The organism is Brevibacillus brevis (assembly GCF_031583145.1).
Taxonomy (GTDB): Bacteria; Bacillota; Bacilli; order Brevibacillales; family Brevibacillaceae; genus Brevibacillus; species Brevibacillus brevis_E.
Genome location: NZ_CP134050.1, coordinates 1,591,612 through 1,615,644 on the forward strand (window position 1 = coordinate 1,591,612; position 24,033 = coordinate 1,615,644).

The following is a 24,033-nucleotide window of genomic DNA, read 5'->3' on the forward strand; positions in this document are numbered from 1 at the left end:
GGTTTTTTGCGATGAATTCCGGCAGGTTAAGCGGGATTGGAACCGGTCACGTCACTCATCCGGAACAGCTCATCGTCCTCGAATCCGACGATGAACAGCTTGATATTGGTTTTCAGATCCAGGTCAAACGGATGATGGACGTCGTTTCCGCGGCCGTCCTTGATGATGCGCACGGTCGGACGATGGGAGTAATCCGGATCGACACGGCTGACGACGCCGACTTCCCCCGTATTCAGCACGACGCTGCTTCCGATCGGAAAGACGGCGATATGTTTGATAAAAGCGTTGACGAGTGTGTGCTCAAACAAGTGGCCCCCCGACCCGAGCAAAAACTCGAGGGCGTCCTGTGGCATGTAGCGTTTGCGCCAAGGGCGCGGGGAGGTGAGGGAATCGTAGATATCCGCGATGCCGACGATCTGGGCGTACTCGTGAATTTGCTTTCCGTGCAGCCCTTGAGGGTAACCGCTTCCGTCCAGTCGCTCGTGATGCTGCAGACAGACGTGTGCCGACAAGAGGGAGATGTCGTGCTGTTTGCGCAGCAGATTGAAACCGTGCATGGTATGCTGCTTGGCAATCTCCCTTTCTTCCTCCGACCAGCGGTCCTGCTTTTTCAGCATCTCTTCCGGCAGATGCAGTTTGCCGATGTCGTGCAGCATGGCCCCGATCCCCAGCTCCATCAGCCTCTGCCGATTGTAGCCAAGGGACATGCCTACCGCAGTCGCAAGCACGGCTACGTTGACCGAATGGTGGTACATGGAAGGAGAGTGCGACGAAATGGTCGCCAAGTGGCCAATCATTTGCTTGTTTTGCAGCAAATCATCGAGGATGGAACTAAAGGCTCTCTGAAAGTGAAGGCCCATCTCTATCAACGATATTTTACGCGCGAGTTTGTTCGAATTGGTGATCTGTCTGAATGTTTTTTCGATCGTTTCCACAGCGATCTGGCGAGTCTGCGGACGGATAACGTCTTCCACTTCGATGCCTTCGGTGCGCGGATCATCGATGTAAATGGAGTCGATCTGCGAACGGACAAGACCCGAGATAAGACGCTCGGTCAAAACCATCCCTGACCCCAACAATACCTTTCCATCTTCCGTGAAAACGGTACGGCCCAACTTCATGCCTGGCCGGACTTGTCTTAAAGAAACTAACCGCATGACAATCCCTCCAACAATACCCATATTGTACTCCATTCGACTTAGCCTTTAAATAGGTACAAGGATTGACTTGACTTCTGCATGGAAATTGAGGGACACTGTAATCAAGTATTGTCCGTACTGGAGTTGATTCTAGCGATGCGTTGCCCATTTTGCGAGTACAATGGGACTAAAGTCCTTGATTCGCGTCCTTTTAACAATAACAAATCGATCCGGCGGCGGCGGGAATGTGAACAGTGCGAACGTCGGTTTACGACCTTTGAAATGGTGGAAGAAACTCCCTTGTTGATCGTGAAGAAGGACGGCACCCGCGAGGAGTTCAGCCGCGAGAAGGTGCTGCGCGGTTTGGTGCGGGCCTGTGAAAAGCGTCCGGTGGCGTTGGAAGTGCTGGAGAATGTCGTCAATGAGATTGAAAGAGAGCTTCGCAGCTGCGGCCAGGCGGAAGTTCCCAGCAATGATGTAGGGGAAAAGGTCATGGAGCGTTTGTACCATGTCGACGAGGTGGCTTACGTGCGGTTTGCTTCGGTTTACCGGCAGTTCAAGGACATCAGTGTATTCATGAAGGAGCTCGAGGAGCTGCTTACCCAAGCGAAAGGGAGCCATTCTCCCTTGCCCAAAGAGTAAAAATGATCGGCCAGTCAAGAGACGCACTCGCGGCATGTCCGCCGGGGCGTCTTTTGCTTTCCATCCGATTTCAGCACGAGACCCCTCCAGCCATGCTATAATAAGGAGACGTAGATTTGTCAGGAAGGAAAGAGCTGATGCGCCGTTTAGTCTGGAACGAATTGTTGCCGAAAGATCGATATCTGGTGCGGGTGGCAAGGCCGCTCAGCTTTGCCGAAATGGGCTATGTCACGCAGCTGTACCTGCCGATCATCGGCGTCGAGTCGTACACACTCTATCAACTGCTGGTCCATGGGGTACAGGAGGTGAGCGGAGCTTCAACCGAGGGCACACATCGGAGCTTGATGCTCTCTACCTCTTTGTCTCTCGACAGGCTGCTGGACGCCCGGGAGCGCCTGGAAGCGATCGGACTGGTGGAGGTGCGCCGACGAGAAAACCAACAGCGGGACTACTTTTACGAGTATTTGATCAAACCGCCGCTGACACCGGGCGAGTTTTTTGCGGATTACGTGCTCTCGTTGATGCTGCTGAACAAGATCGAAAACGTCCGCTTCCAGCAGCTCCGGGAGCAGTATGCTGATAAGAAAGCGGGCCAGCTGGACCAGGAGTACTCGATTGTCGAGAACGTGACGAAAGATTTTCACGAAGTGTTCCAATCGTTGAAGCCATCTGAATTGGAAGTGCAGAAAGGGTCTGAGCGGGAGCGGTTCCTGACGGAGATGGAGACGAGCTTCCCGCCGGCCGACATGCGCTCGGGATATGAGGCACAGGTCACCCATCCGCTCAGCGTGTCGTCGCTGCGGCTGTACCTGCCGGACAACGCGGATGCCTCCAAAGTGCTTGGCGGAGCGAGCATGGAGTTTTTGTACAAGCTTTGCCATTTCTATCAGATGGACAGCTGGGGAATGGGACAGGAGCTGCGCGACTGGACGCTGTACAAGCCTGACCGGAGCCTGGATACGGATGTGCTGCGCAAACGTCTGGTGCAGCGGTATACGGAAGACAAGCTGTACCGCAATCCCCCGGCGGACATTGGTGACGAAGAATGGGGACCTGGCCAATTGCCGCAGCCAGGGAGCGAAGCGTTCGTCCGGGCCTGTCGCACATTGTCCCCCTTGGCTCTGCTGGAGCGGGTCGTCGGAGGCCGGGTGAGCAAAGTGTATTTGGAACGGGCAGAGACGCTGGTCTTTACCGACGGGATGCAGCCGGAAGTCGTCAACGCTCTGCTGGTACATACCCTTGCCAGCATGCAGATGGAGCTGCCGAAAGCGTATATGGAAACGATCCGTGACAGTTGGAAAGCGAAGCGGATTTCTACGGTGGACGAGGCCGTGAAGCAGATCGTGGAGCGAGCGGACCAACGGGCACAGACGGCAGAAAAGGCGAAGAGCCCGAAAAAGGAAACGGGAGCGGCGCGCAGAGGGGGAAAAGCCGTGCTGCAGGACAAGCTGCCGGCGTCTGTGGAGTGGCAAATGGCGCAGGCGGGGAAAGCGGAAGAGCAGGAAAAACGACAGTCCATTCAGGATTTCCCTGACCTGCAAAAGCGGCTGGAGACATTACGAAAACGGCAGAGAGGAGAGTAGAGCTGCATGGAATCGATTGGCGCATTCATGGCTGAGCTGTCCAAACGCTCGCCGCGTCAGCTGCTGACGCCTGATGAGCAACTGGACAAGATGTTCCGCTCGTCCTTGTATTTGAAGCAGTTCCAAAAGGAAAACCCGGATCTGACGCGGGAAGACTACCTGCGTTCGCTGTCCAGCGTCTACACGGCGGTGAAGGAGCAATACTGGTGCGAGCGCTGTCCGGGCCTCGCGGAGTGCCCGAATCTGGTCAAGGGACACACGACGGTGCTGAATAGAGCGCACGATACGATCGTCAGTGCGATCGCTGCCTGCGACAAGCAGATCAACCATGAGGAAGAGCTGCGCCGCCGCAAGCTGATGCGCAGCTACTACGTGTCGGAGGAGACGCTTCAGGCCAGCTTTGAGGGACTGGTCATCGACGGTGGCAATCTGGCTTCCGTAGACGCCGCCATCCAGTTCTGCGAGAAGGTCGGGACCGGCGAGCGGGTCAAAGGGCTGTACCTGCACGGACCGTTCGGCGTCGGGAAGAGCTATATCATGGGGGCCATCGCCCGCGAGCTGTCCGAGCGCAATGTAGCGTCTCTGCTGGTGTATGTCCCGGACTTTATCCGGGAAATGAAGGACTCCATTTCCGATCAGTCCTACGTCGGAAAGCTGGAGCTGCTGAAAGAAGTGCCGGTGCTCATCCTGGACGACATCGGGGCGGAAAACTTGACGCCGTGGGTACGCGATGAAATCCTGGGCGTCATCCTGAACCAGCGGGCCAACAACCACCTGCCGACGCTGTTTACGTCCAATTACTCGCTGGAGGAGCTGGAGGAGCATCTGTCGATTTCCAACGGCAACCGCATCGAGCGGACGAAGGCGGCGCGGATCATGGAACGCATCCGCCACTTTGTCGAAGTCTATGAAATCTTACGCAAGAATCACCGTCTGGAGAGCTAACGACCAGAGGCGCGACAGGTGCCAGTACGAAGTCGCCAGCACCTCGCGCGCCTCATGGTACGGCTTGAACAGGACCTGGGAATGGACGCCGACGGGCGACACCGACATCCCCAGCGAATCGGCCATCATCGCGGCGCGCGCCAAATGGTAGTCGTGGCTGATGATAAGTGCAGTCTTTAACCCATACGTGACCATGACCTGCTGGCTGTACAGCAGGTTTTCGTATGTCGAGGTAGATTTTGCTTCCATCAGGATGTGTTCGCTAGGCACCCCGCGTTTTTCGAGGTAATCGCGCATCACGGCCGCTTCCGTCAGCCGCTTGCCCTCTCCCAATCCGCCACTCACCAGGAGCAGCGGCACATACCCTTTCTGATAGAGCCATAGCGCCTGGTCCAGCCTCTCCCGCAGGCCTGGACTTGGCCCATCCCTCCATACAGCCGCACCCAGCACGATTCCGACATGGGCTTGCCGCGGGATCGCTTCCCCGATCGTTTTCTCAATCCCGTACACGACATAGCCGGACCAGATGCCCACAAGCCCGGCGAGAATCGACAGCGTGAGCAGGAGCTTTCGCAGCCAGGGAGGCTTCCTCCGCTTTATCCGGATGGTTTTTACTTTTGGCAAGCCTTTTCGTTTTTTCTGTCTCCGATCCAATGGTGTGTTCCTCCTACTGCTTTGTGAAGGCCGCGAGCGGCGTTTCCGAGTCTCGATCTACAAAGTAAGACGTTCGATCTGGCAGAGAGTTACAGCGCCCGACACACGACCGACACAAATAACTAGTAAATTATTTCTCTCAGAAGCCGATATAGTAATCGAGAAGTGGCTTTACGCGAAACAGATTTTTGACTAGCAGGGGAGGAAGAGAATGTTCTGGAGAAAATTGACGTTCATGCTTCTGGCCGCCATGCTCTTGTGCGGGGCGGGCAGCGCCGGAGTCGGATACGCTGCGGATGAAATCAGCAGGCTGGTCTTATCCAAAAACGAAGTGACGCTGGAGATCGGCGATTCCGTCGATTTGACGGCGACGGCTGTCTATGTAAGCGGAAAAACCGAAGACGTCAAGTACACGACGGAATGGACAAGTCAGGACGCAAATGTTGCAACGGCTTACGCGGGCCGCATCACGGCAAAGGCGGAAGGAACGACGACCGTCACGGCGACGTACATGGGGAAAAGCGTTCTGGTAGCCGTGACCGTCACGAAAAAGGTGAAGGCACTCACGCTGAACAAGCAGTCCTTGAATGTGCTCATCGATGACGCCACACCGGCCCAGTTAACGCTCACGGCTTACTACAGCGACGGCAAAAGCGAAGAAGTGACGACCAAAGCCGACTGGTCGATCGACAACGCCGCGATCGCTACTGTCATCAACGGTCAGGTCAAAGGTCTGGCTTCCGGGACAGGGATGATCACGGCCAAGTACGGCAGCCAGTCGACTACAGTCCCGGTGAATGTGGAAATCGCACACCGGCTGGAGCCTAGCAAAAGCCAGGTATCCCTCCTGGTAGGAGGCGATGAGACTGTAACGCTGCGCGCCATCTATCCGGATGGAAGCGACAATCCGGATGTAGCGGCGAAAGCCGAGTGGTCCTCGGACAACCCGGCCGTAGCCGATGCGCTCAAGGGGAAAATCAAGGCATACGGTGCAGGTACGGCGACCATCACTGCGAAATACGGCACGAAAACAGCAACGATCACAGTCGATGTAGATACCACGCAAAAGCTGGAAGCCACCAAGCAAAACATTTTCTTGCACGTAGGTGAGTCTGCCGATATCGGACTTACGGCTACCTATGCCAACGGAAACGGCACTCCGGCAGACGTGGCTGACAAAGCCGTGTGGTCTTCGGACAAGGAAAGTGTAGCGTATTACAGCAAAGGGAAGATTTACGCAGCCGCTTCCGGGGAAGCGGTCATCACGGCGAAGTACGGCAACAAGTCCGTGCAAATCCGGGTGGACGTAGAAGTACCTCGCTCTCTCGATATCGTGCCGTCGTACCTGACGATGAAGAGCGGCACGACGGAAAACGTAAAAGTAAACGCGACTTTCGCAGGAGCTACGGCAGCGGAGGACATCACCAGCAAAGTGGAGTGGTCCTCGGACAACGAAGAGATCGCCTTCGCCCAAAACGGCGCCATTGCTGCATACAAGGCAGGCTCCGCAACGATCACCGCGAAGTACGGCGGCAAGTCCGCTACCATCGTGGTGGACGTAGATGTGCCGCAAAGCCTCACCGCGGACGTGACGAACGTCGCCATCCCGGTAGGGGGAGCGAAGCAAGTGACGCTGTCTGCGGTCTATCCGGGCAGCAACAGTGCAAATGAAAACGTGACCCAAAAAGCAACGTGGACCTCGAGCGCTCCAACCGTGGCAAGCGTGCGCCAGGGTCTCATCACGGGCGTCACGACCGGCGCGGCTACGGTAACGGCGACCTATGGCGGCCGCAGTGTCACCATCCCGGTTTCTGTCGGGGTCTTGCAGACGCTGACGGTAGACAAGCAAAAGCTCGTCATGAGCAACGGTCAGAGCAACACGGTGACCTTGACAGCCACATACGCGGACGGCACGACCAAAAACGTGAGAGAACAAGCTACATGGACCAGCGGATCGGTCAATGTGGCGGAAGTGAACCAGGGTACGATTACGGCCAAGGGTGCCGGAAAGACGACTATCAGCGCCACTTTTGACGGCAAGACGGTCACCATCGCCGTAGAGGTGGATCAGGCGACGACTTTGTCTGTCGACCCGCGTCTCTTGATCCTGACCGTAAACGAATCGGCTGAAATCAAACTGACGGCGACCGATTCCGCAGGCAATTCCAGCAAGGTAACGAACGATGCCGAATGGACATCCTCGAACATCAAGGTGGCGGACGTAGCCAATGGACGCGTCACCGGCCTGACGAACGGCCGCGCGACCATCACGGCCAAATACGGCGGCAAGTCGATCACCATTCCGGTGGAAGTGGGAATCGTGACCAAACTGGAAGCCGACAAGCGCTACGCTTCCATCAAGTCGAATACGACCACCCAAGTGACCTTGACCGCGACCTTCGCCGATGGCCGGACACTGGACGTGACCTCCACGGCGGATTGGAAGACGAGCAACTACAAGGTAGCCGACGTATCCAAGGGCCTGATCACCGGACGTGCTTACGGGAAAGCGACGGTCACGGCCAGATACAACGACAAGAGCGTGTCCATTCCGGTGGACGTCGACACGCTGAAGTATCTGAAGACCGACGTCGTCCAGCTGGTCATGAACAAAGGTGAAACCAAACAGGTGACGGCGACCGCTACCTACATGGACGGCTCCGAGCAAAACGTGACCAAACCGGCTCTGTGGACGACATCCCGCCTGCTTGTGGCAGACGTCAAGGACGGCGTGATCAAGGCGACCGGATCCGGCAAAGCGACGATCTACGTTACTTATGGCGGCAAGAAGACGCCGATTGTAGTGACGGTGAGATAGGAATCAGAGATATACAAAAGAAAGAAGCCAGTTGAGCACAGAAACGTGTTCGACTGGCTTTCTTTTGGTAGGCGGTAGTTTTGGTCGGGAACGTCAGATCTTGAAGTGGCCGATCCGGCTTTGCAATTCTTCCGCCATCCGTTCCAGCGATACGGAGGAGGAGGCGATTTCCTCCATGGAAGCGAGCTGTTCTTCCGCCGCTGCCGAGACGCTTTGCGTTCCGTCCGAGGCCTGCATGGTCACCTCGGAAATGTGGCTGATCAGCTTCACGACCAGATCGGTGCGTGCCGAAATATTCTGGGATGCTCCGGCGACTTGTCCGATTTTATCTGCGACCTCTTCGATGGCAGATTGAATCTGCTCGAAGGATTGACCGGCTTCGTACACTTTCTCAATGCCGTCTGTCACTTCCTGCTTGCTCCTCTCCATGACGGTTTCCGCATGCTCCGTTTCGGATTGGATAGAGGTGATCAACTGGCTGATCTGCTTGGCGGAGTTCGAAGATTGCTCTGCAAGCTTTCGCACCTCGTCTGCCACGACCGCAAAGCCCCGTCCCGATTCTCCGGCGCGTGCCGCCTCGATGGCGGCGTTGAGTGCCAGCAGGTTCGTCTGGTTGGAGATGGCCGTGATGACTTCCACGATCTTCCCGATCTCCTGCGAGCGCGTGCCCAGTCGCGCCACTACTTCGGCGAGATCGTGGATGGACTGGTTGGAAGCATTCATCTGCTGTACAGCGGATTGAATGGAATGGTTTCCGGACGAGGCCAGGTCGGCCGATTGTCTTGCCGCGTCAGATACTTTCTGGGTGTAGTCCGCAATCTGCGATATGGCTTCGGACATCTGGCCGACAGCCTCGGTGCTTTCCTTGGCATAGGATACTTGCTGCTCGGCGCCGGTCGCCATCTCCTGCATGGTCGTCGCAATCTGCTCAGTAGCCTTGCTGGTCTGGTCTGCACTGGCAGAAAGCTGTTCGGCGGATGCTGCGAGCTGCTGGACGTTGTCATGCACCGCATGGAGGAGGGAGCGGAGCGAGCCGGACATGTGGTTGAAGCTTTTGCCGAGCGTTCCCAGTTCATCGTTGCTGGTGATTTCGACTTGCTGCGTGACATCGCCCTCGCTCATTTTTTCGGCAGCCTCCGTCAATTTGCGAAGCGGACGAAGCATGGATTTCAGGATCGCGTAGACGGCGACACCGCCGATGGCCAGGGCGATGGCGATCATGAAGAGTGTTTTGTAGAAGATCGGGCTGGCTGCAGCTATAGCTTCAGACTTGTACATGACAGCCATGAGCTTCCAGCCAGTCTTGGCATTCGTGAGATGTACGGCTCTCGCGTCCTGGCCGCCATCTGAAAAGTCAAACTCGCCTGCCGGTTCCCCATACAAGGTACCGATCCACGGATCGTTGGATGGAGTTCCTGCTTTTCCCGTCGGATGAATGAGGAACTGATGATTTTTGTCAAAGATCGAGAGGTAACCTTTTGTGCCGATTTTCGCTTCCTTGACCGTCTTATCCAGTGCGGTCAGCTGGATGTCGATCCCCAGCACACCCGAGAGGTCAGGTAATGCTCTGGATAGGCCGACCACGACATTTCCAGTCGCTTCATCGATGTACGGATCCAGCATGATTGTCGTTTGCGGCTGCTGCATCGCAGCCTGGTACCAGGGGCGTTTGCGCGGGTCGAAGTCAGATGGAAGCTTCGCATCCGTAGACATCATCATGCCCCCGGTTTCGTCACCGATGTACACTTCCCCGATTTCCGGATGCAGCGCGTGATAGGACTGCAGTTGCTTGTGGGTTGCGGCGCGTGCTGCCTCCTGCAAGTCGGCCCGCCCAGTCCGGGACGCAATATATTCGATATCTTTGGCCTGCGCCGTCAGTGACTGATCGAGCAATTCATCCACCAGACGCACGTTTTCCGAGGCCGTTTTCACCAGGGCATTCTCCAACTGCTCCTTGGCACTCGTATAGGAGAGCCATCCGAGGGTCAGCATCGGGATAATCAAGATGGCGGAGAAGGCAGCAATGAGCTTTGCTTTGACGGTAAGTCTAGGTTTTTTCATGGTAGTAGATCCCCCTTGCGCATTTCTAGGTTGCCTGATTTTATATCCTTACCCGCCATATGTGCGTATGTAAACGTAAATGGAGCTATTTGATTGATGAAATTTTATAGTGGATATTACAAAGAAAGGAGGAGGAAAAGACAAATATTTTCGCTTGCAGTATACATGAGGGTATGCTATACTGAATTTACGAAAGCGGGAAACGCTGGAAGATACGAGATATGGGGCATTAGCTCAGCTGGGAGAGCGCTACACTGGCAGTGTAGAGGTCAGCGGTTCGATCCCGCTATGCTCCACCATACGAAAGGCTTGAAAAACCCTTGGGAAACCAAGGGTTTTCGTCATTTTCAGGGGATGGCAGCCAACCAGAGGATATGACCATTTTGGTCTGTTGGGGACGCATTATTTTACTCCTTTTTTCAACCACTGAATGCGTTTGTTGCTGTGGCGAGAAGGTTTGTCCATTGTAGATATTTCCAAAGATGAGAAGGGACCAGAACGAGGTAGCAATATTGGCTTTGGAGCAGTCCGAACTGACGCGAGTCAACCTACATATTGGTGGCCTGCTCGAGCAGAAAGCAAAGAGAGCAGTGAAATAGAGATACAAGCTCCGGTATGGAAAACACTTCACCGTCAAAAAGTTCACTTCTACAGCGAAGATTGGGATAGGGAAAGTAACAATTAATAGAATTTTTGCATAACCAGTCGACATGCTGCAACCTCCGATTGCAATGGATATAATTACCGGAAGGGCTATGAAGATTCTAAACCAGAAGAAGTGATTATTAAATTGAACAAGTAATACAATGCTCAATAAGGGAATGGAGTTACTTCAAAACAAAGTTCAAAACCAGCGCTAGAGATCGTATGACGAGCATTTTCTAAAAACTGCTTTGCTATTTCAGGGATGTCATGAAGAAAGTAGATCATGAAACAAATGTTTCGACCTGTAGCCTCTGGATATGACTCAAGAATTTCTTCACTTTCCACAAAAGCCAGATAGGAATTCAGTTTTTCTTGCAATAAATACAGGTGAGACAACTCATCTTCCCAATCCAGATGGTCTGAGATCGTTAATGTACAAGTACCTGTTTGGTTATCTATGCCAATCATATCTATAACTCTGGTTTGCTCAATTGTCATTGTTAACCACACCCTTGATAAAAATATGAAGATTTTAATCCAATTCAGCGTAACATACCAATCCAAAAATAACATACCGCACTGTTGTAATTTAACACATTGTTAAGGAAGAAAAGTCGATGGACAATCGAGTAGAGGAATCGCTCTATGGCATGGTAGGAACGACAGATAGCCACAAAGTTGGAATGATGGGCGGGTGCGGCATTGACTGTTGGGTTTAGAGAGTTTGGGTGAAGAAAGGCCGTGCAAACGGTGCGGATTTGTGCAATACGCTTGGCAAATAACGGATGAGGGTATATGCGAGTCCTGTTTTCAAGAAGTGGTCGAAGGAACTGTGTTGAATGACCAAACGGCAGATCGTTGAATCGCTGGCAGCGAAGGTCATGGGGATTATGGATGACAAAGAGCAAAGCGCCGATCAAAGTACAAGACATCGCATTCGGCGGTCGTGCAATGGAGATGCTGCCGGCCTACTCGGAAATTCCGGAGAGAGTTCAAGTGGTCGCATAAAGTGGGATAAAGTGGTGTCTGCTTGGTCCTTCAGTGGGTTGAAAAACGTGAAATGGAAGCCGAAGAAGGCATTGGTACTGACATATGAACCGGCGAAATGAGATAACACACGATTTGTTAAACGAGGAGGTAGCAAAATTAAGCAAATGAAGCGGATACAAGAGTTTCCAATATGAATAATCTGGAAATAACGATTGGAGGTGGAAGTCGGATGCACAAGCACGTAAAAAAAACTACGACTGACCAATTAACATACAGTAAGCATTTTCGGCCTGTTCCAGGTACACACTTGTATTCGTTCGGAATCGTCTGCGTTTGGTAGCTTCACTCAAACGAGCAGACCAACGCAGGCGTTCATTTTTAAAATCAAGGTAGTTTACAGACTGAAGTCTACTTAACACATTACTCTGGTGAAGTGCGTCATCGACAAATACGACCATTTCACCACTTCGGAGGATATATTCGTTCCAACTTCTCAGACCCGTCATCCGTCGATGCCGGGTCTTCGTCTGGCGGAAGAAGCGCTCATGGTCGTTGTTCGTTCGTGGGACATGCGGATGGTCGTAACACGTAAACAGGCCTTTCCAAAACCCCCGGGAGTAGCTTTTCAGATTTGCAACCATTGGCAAGTCGTCTTTGCTGGTGTACGTCTGTTCAACCCAATCTAACAGATGCTGCATATGAAATCGAACCGTTTCACTTCGTTTATCTATGCTTGGATTCAAGATCCCGGCAACGTGGTGAATCGGTTTGGACCAGCGCATCACGGTAGCATATTGCTCTTCAAAATCATCCAATTTATCGAAAATTCTGATTAGGTTTTTGAGCAGAGAGGGCCCCTTTTTTACTCAGGCATCGTTCGAGGGAAGCCTGAATGGCTCTAGCATTTTCATAAACACGTATGCCCGGTAGATCGAGTGGGGGATTGCCGTCTTCGAGGAGCACAGAACGAATGGCCGCCACGTAATCTTTTGCCACCTCTGCTTCTGTAGAGGCATCGTTTTCGATTCGCTTCTCGACTTCGCGAATACCACGGAGGCTCTTCTTGATTCCTGTCTTGAGCTTGCGGTCTAAATCGACAACAGGCTTTGCAATGTCCTTTAGATAGTGGTATTGGCAGTATTGGTACGGCACGTCCGGCAGTAACGATTCCATGGCCATTCGGATGGATTGTTGACCATCCGTAACGATCCCGATGATGGGAAATCCCAGTTCGATAACAGGCAGGATGAGTTTCTTAAGTTCTTCTGCGGAGCTACTCTTTAGATTTTGTGCAGACAGGATCGTTCCGCTGAATACTTCTCGTATGACATAGAGCGTCTCATTGCCTTTCTCGGGCTGAACACCGTCCATGGAAATCATGATACCGCCACGGTCCTGAACAACTTGCTTGAGTGCTTGCTTGACGTGATCCGTCACGCTAGCGCGGAGCAAGGTAAGATAACGTTCGTACAACCGCTGAGAATTGCGTTCTGACGTGGTTACCCCGCGCTGATTCAACGTTTCCGTAATTTCGCCGATTGTCATATGTTGCTTAAACCGAAGCTGACCAACCAACGCTAGCACGTCAAAACCGTAGGAAGTGTGTTTCATGCTGAGAAGCTCAGCTTCAGCGGATTTGTAATAGGTTCTGGGGTATGAGCAATCTGCGTTGCTGCAAGCATAAGCCATACTCCAAGCTTGGATAACACCGGCAAGTGTGATGACATTCTTTTTCCATGCGGTATGATGTCGCCTGAGTTTCGTGCCACAGTGCGGGCAATGCTGTATCTCTGGCCGAAAGTATATTTTCTTTTCAGGAATGACACGATTCTTGGGTAAAGGCATGAGAAGACCTCCGTCAAATAGGCTAATGACTAACTTCGACAGAGGTCTTGGAAATCCTTGTTAGTTAATTGGTCAGTCGTAGAAAAAAAACATCGGGTCAGGGGTTTATCGGGATGTATATGATATCGGAAACGGCCTTGTATTAAAGGTTGCTAAGTCAAAACATGGTAGACTGTGCAACAAAAAGGAAGTGAAAATGTACATGTCATCACCCTGTTCCGTTAGAAAGCACCTTGGAAGAATCCTAGAATTTGATCGAGACTTCTCATCGATAAAAATGATAAAGTATGTGCGGAAATTTCCCCTTTCAAAAATATATAGAAGAAAACTTAAGAAAACGATAGCTTATTTTAGGAAGCATGGAATCCTGCCCTTTGATGTGATAACTGGAAAAGGTAAGCCTAAAGTCAATAATTTGCGGTTAAAGCGTAACGGTAATATCGTTTTCATCGATTATGGGAATTTTCTATATCGACGCGAATAGCTGTGATTCAAACAAGCTTATCCAACTCGATTTTATCCGAGTAGAGCGGAACAAGCCGCGAAATGCGTGCGAAAGGGAAGGTGCACGGATGGACGTTTCAATGAAGGATAAAAGGATAGCGATAAAGAATGCTTCTCCGATTTGAAGATCAAACGAAGCTTTTGCTAACGTCAAGATTTTGGGTAATGAAACTGTTTTTAGGATGTTGCAATGTATAAGCCGGATATGTTACGATCTTGCTGACACTTAACGATTGGAGTTGAAGAGGATAATGTAATATTTCTTGTCTCTTTTTGAAGAATAAAGCAGGGTTTGTTTTGTTCTTCATTGGCAAGAAAGTTACCTTATTCTTTTCACTCAAAAAATATATCCTTTCCATGCCCTGGACCGGGATGGATTTGCCGTATTTTTTTGAGCTACAAGAAAGGTAACTTTCTTGTAGCTCTTTTTTATGCTGATAAGAATGTATCAGATTCTTATCCAGTATAAGTGCAACGAAGGCGAGGATTGTGCCCTTTGAGTGCAAAGGCTTGGCGCAGTCAAGTTTTCTAATTTTGACAAAGGAGGTTGCCGACACATGTCATTGATCAAGGTAACGAATCTGACATTTGCTTATGACGGCAGTTACGACAACATTTTTGAGAATGTAAGCTTTCAAATCGATACCGACTGGAAATTGGGCTTTACGGGGAGAAACGGCCGAGGCAAGACCACGTTTCTCAATCTGCTGCTCGGAAAGTACGAGTACAGTGGAACGATTTCGGCCAACGTCAGCTTCGAGTACTTCCCATTCCACGTTGAACACAAAGAGAACAATACCATAGACGTGGTCGCCGACATCGATCCCGACTTTGAGCACTGGCAGCTTCTTCGGGAGCTTTCGCTACTGAAGGTGTCGGAGGACGTGTTATACCGGCCGTTCGAGTCGTTGTCCAACGGAGAGCAAACCAAGGTGCTTCTTGCAGCCCTGTTTTTGAAGGAAAACCGTTTTTTGCTCATTGACGAGCCAACCAACCATCTGGATCTGCATGCCCGGAAGCTGGTCAGCGATTACTTGAACGGCAAGAGCGGGTTTATTTTGGTGTCGCACGACCGGGCGTTTCTCGACAACTGCGTGGACCACGTTCTTTCGATCAACAAGACTACTATCGAAATCCAAAAAGGGAATTTTTCCGACTGGTGGGAGAACAAACAACGACAGGACAACTTTGAGATGGCCGAGAACGAAAAGCTGAGGAAGGACATCAAGCGGCTGTCTGAAGCGGCCAAGCGGACGAGCAGCTGGTCGCACGAAGTGGAAAAAACAAAAAACGGCACCCGCAACTCCGGCTCCAAAGTCGATAAAGGGTACATCGGTCACAAGGCCGCCAAAATGATGAAGAGATCCAAATCGATTGAGCAAAGACAACAATCCGCGATCGAGGAAAAATCCCAGCTGCTTGCCAACGTTGAAAGCTCGGAAAGCTTGAAAATATCTCAAGTGGCGTACCACAAACAGCAATTAGTCGAGCTTGACCGCATCTCGATTCATTACGGCGAGAAGACGGTTTGCCGCGACGTCAGCTTTACCGTGGAGCAAGGGGACCGCATTGCGCTCTCCGGTCCGAACGGCTCAGGCAAATCCAGCTTGCTCAAACTGATTTGCGGCGAGGAAATTCCTTATTCCGGCACGTTTCGAAAAGGGAGCCAGTTGAAAATATCCTACGTTTCGCAGGACACCTCTCATTTGCGGGGCAATTTGTCGGAATTCGCTAGAAACAGCGGGATTGACGAAAGCCTGTTCAAATCGATATTGAGGAAATTCGATTTTTCGCGCTTGCAATTCGAAAAGGACATCGCTTCTTTTAGCGGCGGTCAGAAGAAGAAGGTACTGATCGCGAAAAGCCTCTGCGAGCGGGTTCATTTGCATGTTTGGGACGAACCGCTCAATTTTGTCGATGTCATTTCCCGGATGCAAATTGAAGAACTGCTGCTGGAGCATTCCCCGACCATCCTTTTTGTGGAGCATGACAGCGAATTTTGCAAGCATATCGCAACAAAGTTTGTAGAACTGAAGGGTTAAACCATTTCTAGGAGGATGAAAGCGATGGAGATTGAGGTTGTAGATGATTGTGTGAACCGTTTCTTGGTAGGTGAAGCGGTTCACAAAAAATCTAATCGGTCGCCGGAGGTTTACCAATCTATCGACAGGTGCACATAGCGATCCGTCTGCAAACGTGCGCGCTTTTTCTGTATGGTTGGTAATGACGTGTCGAAGTGCCAACTGACGGTTGCTTTTTTACGTTTTCTCCGGCGGTAAGGAGAAGACATGAGACTACCCTCAAAATATGAAACGATTCGCCGGATATTGTCCGAATTCAAGCAGCCCGCGTATCGGTATGCTCAGATTATGGACGCGATTTTCAAGCAAAACATCGGCGAATACGGACGGATGACCATATTGCCCAAATTTTTGCGTGACGAGTTGACCCGGGTGCTTGGTCCCAACGTCTGCAGCGTCGTTCCAGTACAGGAACTCTCGTCGAAACAGGTCAGCAAGGTGCTGTTTGCCATTGCGGGCGACGAACGCGTGGAGGCCGTACGACTTACTTATGAGCGGGGGTTGAAATCGTATTGTATTTCCACGCAGTGCGGCTGCGGATTCGGGTGCAGGTTTTGCGCCACTGGTACCATCGGCTTGAAACGAAATCTGACCGCCGACGAAATTACCGACCAATTGCTGCATTTTCGCTTGAACGGCCACGTCTTGGACAGTGTCTCCTTCATGGGCATGGGGGAGGCGCTTGCCAACCCGAATATTTTTGATGCGATGACAATTTTGACTGACCCGCATCTCTTTGGCTTGGGACATCGACGAATGACGATATCCACCATCGGCCTGTTGCCGGGGATCGAAAAGCTGACACGGGAGTTTCCGCAGGTCAATCTTACTTTTTCGCTGCATTCACCGTTTGACGATCAGAGAAGCGAGCTGATGCCGATCAATGACCGATTCCCAGTTCACGATGTACTGGAGGCATTGGATCGTCATATCCGGCATACCGGGAGAAAGGTGTATATTGCGTATATTCTTCTTCGAGGAGTCAACGACTCGACGGAGCATGCGGAAGCAGTTGCCGAGCTGTTAAGAGGGAGGGGACCTGGGGAACATCTCTACCACGTGAACCTGATTCCATTCAATTCGACCGAGGTTACGCCAGACAGCTATCGGCAATCTGATCGGAATCGGGTCAAAGCGTTTGTTCGGAGCTTGAAGTCAAAGGGTATCAGCGTCACGGTTCGAACGCAATTCGGATCGGACATTGACGCGGCATGCGGTCAGCTATACCGCTCCAAGTAATTGATGTCGGAAACGAAATGGATTACGCCGGGCGCAGCGAGTCTGCGACTGGAAAGAGAAACGGCTGCCAGGAAGAGGGCAGCCGTTTTGATTTGCGATGACAGGAAGGCTTCCGCGAGAACTGATTCCACATGACAATGGCAAACGAAGCCCCCTCCAAATTTTCGCTTGCAAAGCTCTAAGGGATCGTAACGGTAACTTTTGAAGATGTTCGTCCCAATTCTTTGCTGGTCATTTTGATATAGTAGGTGCCCACAGGTAGGGGAGCTTTGCTGGTGAAACTGAAAGAGCCATTGCCTTCGAAGGTACTTCCCCCCCAAGTCGTAGCAGTACCATCTGGTTCTGGTTTTACAATGAGATAGGATGCCTTGGCCGGATAAGATTTGTTGATGCTCTGGGTAACATCAACCAGTAACGTTCCAGGTGTGTTTATATAAAAGAATTTAGATTCTACGGATTCGTTTATACCGACTTGTGTAACGTCCAAGACCGTCGTCGTTGTAGAAGTGGTACGAACTGCATCTGGTGTAGTAGGGATGCCCGCAGCCAAGGCGTTTGTTGGAATCAAAAAGGAAACGGACAATAGTGCAGCGATTGCGAACGTAGAGAATTTCTTCAAAATGATCATCTCCTAATTTTTGGATACAGAGAGATGGTAACTGTTTTTCCATAAATTTACAATACTTTCTTGCGCGAAATATTTTTTAAAATTGGCAAATCACGACTACTTTTAAAAACAGTAGGGCTGCCCTAGAGCAGCATCGAAAGAATGCTAAGATTGTACAAGGGGTGGGGTGCTTAGGGTAGTTCTGTTTCTGGCAATGCGGATCACTCCGATCAAACCGGTGATCAACAGTGGGAGGATATAGAAATAGGAGAACAGATCAACTCAATCCAATAATTTGAGAAGCGCTTCTTTAGGACAGGTCGTTGTTTCCTGTTGTAGGTTTTCATTATGTAAAATCTTCCGCTCGCAAACATAATGGACAGCCTTGTTAGGGTATAGGCACTGCTATTGAACGAATGAGAAATGGAGGAAAATGGGGGCCTACTCATAGTGAGGAGAGGGAGGATCCAGGTATTCTATTATTTCGGCAATCCCCCAACCAATCAATAATGTAATCAGGATGTATATCCATTTTTTACGAAGAGACTGGGAGCAAACGATCACCCCCCAACTGGCGAGGGTAAGGGTTATCAATATGATTTGTTCAAGGCAGATCATGTGGGAATACACTCCTTCACGTTTACATACGCAAATGGAGAATATTGGTTACGGGTAGGTTTGCCAAACCGCACGATTTGCTACATGTGCAAACATCAAACACCAATCTCCGGGCATGAGTCTCACGTAAAGAATCAGCATTTTGTCGTTATATCTTCAGGCGCGATTGCAACTAAAATGACTGGGGAAGTGCTTGTAGGGAGAGGCAGATGAACATGTCATGGTGGTGAGACTACTATCCGGCTTCACTCTGCCGAATCCCTATCAAATGAATTTGGCGGATGAAATCATTTGCCTAGCAAATGAGCAAAATAAGCTACGTTGCTCGCGAGGAAATCGATATTTTGGGGTGACACCTGTTCTGCCTTTTCTTTCATCTGATTTACGAATGCCTCCATGTTCGTAGTCTGTACGCTTTCGAAGCGGTTTTCTATTTTGGTATTTCGTAAGCCCGCCATGAGGCTTTCTTGCTCTTTGCGATAATCCTGAGCCCATTCCGGGTGTAGCCGCATCTTTTTGACAAATTCAATAAGAACTCCCCCCGTATTGCCCCCTGTTTTTACAGCTGCTTGCAAATCGGCATAGGCTTTGGGATCGAACCTTTGCATCAGTTTTTGCGGGTTCACGTAATCACTTGGCGCTCCTTGCGGCTTTTGCGGCAGTTCTACGAAACTGACACTACCTGTTGCGGGATCGACTTTTCTGGTTTTGGCAACTGCCGCCAAAAGGTTCATTGTATCAAGAAATTCAGCAGACTCGCTGTCGTTCATGTAGTGATCAGCCAGGTACCTCGCTTGAGCCAATCCTGCTTCCAGTAGAAGGGCTCTGTCTTCGTCGCTGCGATCGGAATTGGTAGCAAAAATATTGGCTTCAATGATGTGGTAAGCGGCTTTGCTCACCTCTGGTGCCTTTCCTGACAATACTTTGTCCAAGGAAGCGTTGATTTCGGTGTTAAAGAAAAACTTCGGCGTTTCATGTTGAATCGCGTCAACGGGCAATTGCCTCGGTACAACTGAGCGCAAATCCAGCGTGTCATAATGAATGAGCTCATGGCTGCTCCCCGTATCTATTTTGGGGTGATTCCCATTCCTAGACGAAGAGTATAGATTGGGTAAAACGTAACCTGGATCACTTTGAATTCGCAAAGATACTTCGCCTCCCATATTCTCATTTTTAGAATTGTTTTTTGGGGTTCCAATCTGGATGTTCGTGAAAAAAGCAAGCCCATGAGGTCCTATTTAAATCATCGGTTAAAGACCCTTGAATGTTGAGTTGTTTGGTAAAATAAAACCATTTACTTCCATATTTTGAGAGGCATAAAGAAAGCCCCCGGATGGGAGCTTACGAGTCGAATCTACCGTTCAGGTAATCATGGGAGAGGGAGATTCAATGCTCTCCCCTAGGCTCCACGAAATCAGTATTCAACTACGATCACTTGTGGGACTGAATCGGTTCGGCTGTTCTTTTTTCAGTGAGAAAGGAAACCAAAGCTATGAGCGGCAAGATCGTTCCGATAAGAGATGTGAGGCTCCAGCCCCCCTGGGTATAAGACCAGCCACCCAAAGAGGAACCGATGGCTCCGCCTAAGAAGAAGATTGCCATGAATAGCCCATTCAGGCGACCTCTCGCTTCACTTCCCAATGAATAAATCGTACGTTGGCTAATCACCAAATTCCCCGATACGGCCATGTCAAGTGTAATGGCGGATACAAAGAGCAGAATGAGAGCAAAGGTGGAAGAGCCTTGGAACAGATGGATGAGCAAAAAAGACAACACGGCTACCATCATGGCTGCGCCCGTCAACACCTTACTCCAGCCTTTATCCGCCAATCTTCCGGCAATCGGCGCGGCGATCGCCCCACCCACACCTACCAGCGCAAACCATGCAATACCGATCTGGGACATTGCGAAATGGTCAGCTAAATATAAAGGAACAACCGTCCAAAATAAGCTGAAGGTTCCAAATAAACAAGCTTGATACAAAGCGCGGCGCCGTAACACAGGGGTTTGTTGCAAAATAGCCCCTAAGGAGACAATGACATTCCGGTAACGTATCGAAGGAAATGGTTTCCGTACCGGAAGTGCAAAGGATAGGACTACGGTCAAAAATGAAATCACAAGAGCAGACAAAAGAAAGATAGCTCTCCACCCCCAAAGACTGGTTACAAAACTCGCCAGCGGCCGGGCGAACATAATTCCGAGCAGGAGGCCGCTCATCACATTGCCGACGACGCGGCCGCGCTGATTTTCCGATGCTAAATAGGCGGCGAATGGCACCAGAATCTGGGCTACTACAGATGCAATACCGATGAATAGAGATGCGGTCAAGAACAACGCCGCATTTGGTGCGAGTCCAGCAGTTAGCAGTCCGCCAGCAGCCATGATCAGCATAACCAGCGAGAGACGGCGATTTTCGATAACGTCGCTTAGCGGTACGATGAACAGCAGCCCGGCTACATAACCGATTTGCGTCACTGTAACAATGAATCCGGCGGTTGCAGAAGTTAGGCCTATGGCATGGCCGATAGGCCCTACCAGGGTCTGAGCGTAATAAAGATTGGCAACGATAAGTCCGCACGCGGCTGCCAAAAGAAACATCATCCAACTGGATATACGGTTGTCTTGTTTCTGTTGATCGTTTTGCATAAGCTCCTCCTCAAAATAAATACTGAACGTTTAGTTTTGTAAATCCTAATCCGAATCATATACTGAACGTATCGTTTTGTAAATAGGCTTTTGCTGAAGTGAATTGTTTTGTATACTAAACGTATCGTTTCGTTGATTATCGCAATGGATCTAGACAAAGGAGGATTCACGTGCAGGGAAAAAGAGGGCGTCCGCGCAATGTGGAAACGCAAAGCTCTATCCTTACCGCTTCCTATGAATTATTGTTGGAAAGCGGCTTTGGAGCTGTTACGGTAGAAAAAATCGCTGAGCGTGCCCAGGTAAGCAAAGCCACGATCTATAAATGGTGGCCAAACAAGGCAGCAGTGGTCATGGACGGTTTTCTATCTGCAGCGGCTGCAAGACTGCCTGTGCCGGATACGGGTTCGGTGTTTCAGGATATCCTGGAGCATGCTACGAATATGGCCCAGTTTATGATAAGCCGTGAGGGCTCCATTTTTCTGGAGATTATTGGCGAGGGGCAGGTTGACTCTGGTTTGGCTGAGGCATTTCGGACTCGCTATATACAGCCGCGCCGGATGGAGGTTCGTACGATCATGAATCGGGGGCTACTGCGTGGAGAGTTGGACAAGGATCTCGATATCGCGTTATGCACAGATCTGATTTACGGTCCGATTTTTTACCGCTTGCTGGTTACGGGTGATCGGGTCGATAAAAGCTATGTAGAGCAGTTGGTAACCCATGTCTTTACAGGCATTCGTCCGATTTGAAACGACATCGGAAGCTGCCGAGGTCAAAATAGAATGTAGGAGTGAAGCTGGCAAAAAGCGGGAGCGCCTTGCACTGGGGGTGCAGGTCCACAGCTCGATCCCGCTGCGATCCACCATACAGAACCAACAAAAAACGGCAAAGGCGCCGTTTTTTTGGTACGCTATTCGTCAACGTCTGAGAGCTCCAGGAACGCTGAGGCGACCGATGGTATCATCAGGAGGTCCCTGTGAGAACGGTGATCAGGGGCGCTCCATATGTGATCGTATCGCTTATTCCCGTACCTTCCCCCGTTTCCACTCCTCATGCAGCTCCCACACTCTCTTCCACAAATCATCCCGCTCCAGCTTGCTGTAATTTACCAAATGCTCCTGAAACACGTCTCCCAACACTTCCAGCCACTGTCCTTTTGTCCGAAGCTCGATTTTCTCCATGTGGTTGCCTTCCCTGCGGTTCCATATGCACCCCCTGAGCTCGTTGCTGCCCGTAGCATGTCTCTGGCGAACGAGAAACAGCTGAATCCAGGGTGATTCCGATGAACGGCTGTAAAATTCATGTTTGGGGACAAATTCTTCGAGGCAATCCACGGTCTCTTGCGCGTAGTCGACACCGACGAAGGAGGCGAAAGGATCGTGCTCAAGCCGCCAACCGTTGGGATCGACACGGGAAGCCGCAACCTTGTATTGGAAAGGCCCTTGTTCGTATCCACCCGCTTGAAGCGGAAGAGGCTCGTATGGCATATCGCCCAGCCCTACATCCACGATCCAGCGCTGTTCCTCCTGCTGATCATGATTCAGGCGGACAGTTAAACCGAGATGAAACGAGTTGATTCGCGGTTCTTGTCCGAGTGGCTGAACGCCTGCCCGATGCCAGGATACTTCGTAGCCAAGCGAGCGAAGAAGTTCGCTGAATGCTCCATTCAAGTGGAAACAATAGCCGCTTCGGCCTGTAAGCATCAGCTGTACCGCTTCTCGAATATCGATCGATGCGGGTCTCCCGGCAACGATATCGACGGTTTGCCAGGGAATGGATTGCACGTGTGCCTTGTGAAGTTCGAATAGATAGGAAAGGGTGGGCGGTTGGATATCTGTGATTCCCAGTCTTTTCAGATAAGTTTTTATTTCGCCGCTCGTCATCATCGTATCTCCTCCTCTTTGCGTTTATTTGCTGACCGTTTTACGGAAAAATTCGATCCGATGACGCCTGCAATGATCATGGCGGAACCGAAAAGATGATACCAGGCGACGGCCTCCTGCAAAAAAACGGCTCCCGACGCTATGGAAACAACGGTGGACAAGTTGGCGAATACGCTCATCTTGGATGCTTCTATTTGCGAGAGGATGTAATTGGCCAGGAATGACGTGAGGAGTTGAATGGCACCGAGACCCACAACCAGCGCAAGGAATGTTTTGTTTGCGAGCGGAGCGGCGAAATCAACCATCGTTCCCGAAAGCGAATGGGTGGTAAGGGAATAGGCCATCAGCGAAAGAAAACCGCTTCCTACCATAAAGCAGCTGATTTCCATGGAGCTAAAATGCCTCGTCACCACACGTGCCAGCACGCTATAGCCAGCAAAGACTGCACTGGCGAGAATAAGCAGTACGATCCCCGTTATCTGCGACAAATCGATGCTGCTGCCTTTCATCACAAAGATAAAGGCGACCCCGGCTGTAGAAAGAAGAATGAACAGCTTCTGCAGGGCGGTAGTCATTTCTTTCAAGACGATGGAGGCAAGTAGCATGGTCGCGATTGGCGTAAAGGCGCTGATGATCCCTCCTTCCGCGGAAGTGGCGTACTGCAGCCCGCACGTTTGCAGGACGAAATACCCGACAGGATAAAAGCTGGCCAACAAGAGCAAGAGATAAAGCGGTTTTCCACGATACGCAAGGGTGACGAATCGAAATGCCACCGGGAAGATCATGATGAAAAAGGCTGCAGCAAAACGGTACGTCAAGGTGTCGATGGGGGCGGCGTACTGCAAGGTCAATTTGACCAGGAGAAAAGACAAGCCGATGACTACCGCGTTGACAACAGCAAGGAGATAGGAAAGCGTTCGACCATGAAAGCATGCCGCCCGCAATCGGTCGCGGATAGCGGGTCCGGGAAATGCTGCTGGCTTGCTTGCGTTTGCTACAAGTAGGGAACCCAGCTTTTCTCTCATCATGTCCATCCTCCTCGGGATCAGTTAAATGGGTTTGCTTGCCGCCGGCTGGCAAGCAAACCTTAGCGATACGTTACCAAATGGTCACTTTAAATATACGTGACTATA

18 protein-coding genes and 1 tRNA gene are annotated in these 24,033 nt (G+C 50.9%); 8 read left to right on the plus strand and 11 right to left on the minus strand.

Going from position 1 to position 24,033, the window contains the following annotated elements; all coding sequences use genetic code 11:
• Positions 1-26: 26 nt before the first annotated feature.
• A complete protein-coding gene (locus tag RGB73_RS08055; protein WP_310770757.1) occupies positions 27-1,157 on the minus strand; it encodes an HD-GYP domain-containing protein in 1,131 nt (376 codons plus the stop codon).
• A gap of 138 nt (positions 1,158-1,295) precedes the next feature.
• On the opposite strand from RGB73_RS08055, the gene nrdR reads away from it, so the two are divergent.
• The 3 genes from nrdR to dnaI all read left to right on the plus strand — a co-directional run bounded on the left by nrdR (position 1,296) and on the right by dnaI (position 4,309).
• Entirely contained in the window at positions 1,296-1,781 is a 486-nt protein-coding gene (nrdR, locus tag RGB73_RS08060; RefSeq protein ID WP_310770759.1) for a transcriptional regulator NrdR, read from the plus strand.
• A gap of 137 nt (positions 1,782-1,918) precedes the next feature.
• Positions 1,919-3,364 carry a replication initiation and membrane attachment family protein gene (locus RGB73_RS08065; protein ID WP_310774190.1) on the plus strand — a complete coding sequence of 482 codons (1,446 nt, stop codon included), beginning with the start codon at positions 1,919-1,921 and terminating at the stop codon, positions 3,362-3,364.
• Between the two features lie 6 nt (positions 3,365-3,370).
• Positions 3,371-4,309: a primosomal protein DnaI gene (gene dnaI / locus RGB73_RS08070; RefSeq protein WP_310770761.1), complete on the plus strand. Its 939-nt coding sequence runs from the start codon at positions 3,371-3,373 to the stop codon at positions 4,307-4,309.
• Here dnaI and RGB73_RS08075 read toward each other — a convergent pair.
• Positions 4,280-4,963 carry a YdcF family protein gene (locus tag RGB73_RS08075; RefSeq protein ID WP_310770763.1) on the minus strand — a complete coding sequence of 228 codons (684 nt, stop codon included), beginning with the start codon at positions 4,961-4,963 and terminating at the stop codon, positions 4,280-4,282. The genes dnaI and RGB73_RS08075 overlap by 30 nt on opposite strands.
• A 211-nt stretch (positions 4,964-5,174) precedes the next feature.
• Here RGB73_RS08075 and RGB73_RS08080 point away from each other — a divergent pair, with 211 nt between their 5' ends.
• Complete coding sequence (locus RGB73_RS08080) at positions 5,175-7,781, plus strand: Ig-like domain-containing protein (RefSeq protein WP_310770765.1); 2,607 nt, start codon at positions 5,175-5,177, stop codon at positions 7,779-7,781.
• A gap of 93 nt (positions 7,782-7,874) precedes the next feature.
• Here the strand turns inward: RGB73_RS08080 and RGB73_RS08085 are convergent, their stop codons facing one another.
• Complete coding sequence (locus tag RGB73_RS08085) at positions 7,875-9,842, minus strand: methyl-accepting chemotaxis protein (RefSeq protein ID WP_310770767.1); 1,968 nt, start codon at positions 9,840-9,842, stop codon at positions 7,875-7,877.
• A gap of 223 nt (positions 9,843-10,065) precedes the next feature.
• Here RGB73_RS08085 and RGB73_RS08090 point away from each other — a divergent pair.
• Positions 10,066-10,141: transfer RNA gene (locus RGB73_RS08090), tRNA-Ala, on the plus strand.
• 511 nt (positions 10,142-10,652) lie between these two features.
• Here the strand turns inward: RGB73_RS08090 and RGB73_RS08095 are convergent.
• The 3 genes from RGB73_RS08095 to RGB73_RS08105 form a co-directional block, all read right to left on the minus strand.
• Entirely contained in the window at positions 10,653-10,985 is a 333-nt protein-coding gene (locus RGB73_RS08095; protein ID WP_310770769.1) for a DUF6572 domain-containing protein, read from the minus strand.
• A gap of 743 nt (positions 10,986-11,728) precedes the next feature.
• On the minus strand, positions 11,729-12,292 hold the full coding sequence (locus tag RGB73_RS08100; protein WP_310764051.1) for a transposase: 564 nt from the start codon (positions 12,290-12,292) through the stop codon (positions 11,729-11,731).
• A gap of 1 nt (position 12,293) precedes the next feature.
• Positions 12,294-13,322: an Ogr/Delta-like zinc finger protein gene (locus RGB73_RS08105; RefSeq protein WP_080597846.1), complete on the minus strand. Its 1,029-nt coding sequence runs from the start codon at positions 13,320-13,322 to the stop codon at positions 12,294-12,296.
• Positions 13,323-14,383: 1,061 nt separating this feature from the next.
• Here RGB73_RS08105 and RGB73_RS08110 point away from each other — a divergent pair.
• Positions 14,384-15,868 (plus strand): Lsa family ABC-F type ribosomal protection protein, encoded by a 1,485-nt coding sequence (locus tag RGB73_RS08110; protein WP_310770771.1) that lies wholly within the window; start codon positions 14,384-14,386, stop codon positions 15,866-15,868.
• Positions 15,869-16,114: 246 nt separating this feature from the next.
• The gene (locus RGB73_RS08115; protein WP_310770773.1) at positions 16,115-17,146 is read left to right on the plus strand and encodes a Cfr family 23S rRNA (adenine(2503)-C(8))-methyltransferase; all 1,032 of its coding nucleotides are present in this window, start codon (positions 16,115-16,117) and stop codon (positions 17,144-17,146) included.
• Positions 17,147-17,324: 178 nt separating this feature from the next.
• Here the strand turns inward: RGB73_RS08115 and RGB73_RS08120 are convergent, their stop codons facing one another.
• From RGB73_RS08120 to RGB73_RS08130, 3 genes are all read right to left on the minus strand, one after another.
• Entirely contained in the window at positions 17,325-17,765 is a 441-nt protein-coding gene (locus RGB73_RS08120; protein WP_310770775.1) for a hypothetical protein, read from the minus strand.
• 893 nt (positions 17,766-18,658) lie between these two features.
• The gene (locus tag RGB73_RS08125) at positions 18,659-19,516 is read right to left on the minus strand and encodes a hypothetical protein (protein WP_310770779.1); all 858 of its coding nucleotides are present in this window, start codon (positions 19,514-19,516) and stop codon (positions 18,659-18,661) included.
• Positions 19,517-19,802: 286 nt separating this feature from the next.
• Positions 19,803-21,017, minus strand: coding sequence for an MFS transporter (locus RGB73_RS08130; RefSeq protein ID WP_310770781.1), 1,215 nt, complete (start codon positions 21,015-21,017; stop codon positions 19,803-19,805).
• A 170-nt stretch (positions 21,018-21,187) separates the two neighbouring features.
• On the opposite strand from RGB73_RS08130, the gene RGB73_RS08135 reads away from it, so the two are divergent.
• Positions 21,188-21,766: a TetR/AcrR family transcriptional regulator gene (locus RGB73_RS08135; protein ID WP_310770783.1), complete on the plus strand. Its 579-nt coding sequence runs from the start codon at positions 21,188-21,190 to the stop codon at positions 21,764-21,766.
• A gap of 270 nt (positions 21,767-22,036) precedes the next feature.
• Here RGB73_RS08135 and RGB73_RS08140 read toward each other — a convergent pair whose 3' ends face one another.
• Together RGB73_RS08140 and RGB73_RS08145 are read right to left on the minus strand one after the other, a co-directional pair.
• A complete protein-coding gene (locus RGB73_RS08140) occupies positions 22,037-22,903 on the minus strand; it encodes an arylamine N-acetyltransferase family protein (protein WP_310770785.1) in 867 nt (288 codons plus the stop codon).
• A complete protein-coding gene (locus tag RGB73_RS08145) occupies positions 22,900-23,928 on the minus strand; it encodes a DMT family transporter (protein ID WP_310770787.1) in 1,029 nt (342 codons plus the stop codon). Before RGB73_RS08145 ends, RGB73_RS08140 begins: the two co-directional genes overlap by 4 nt.
• Positions 23,929-24,033 lie beyond the last annotated feature (105 nt).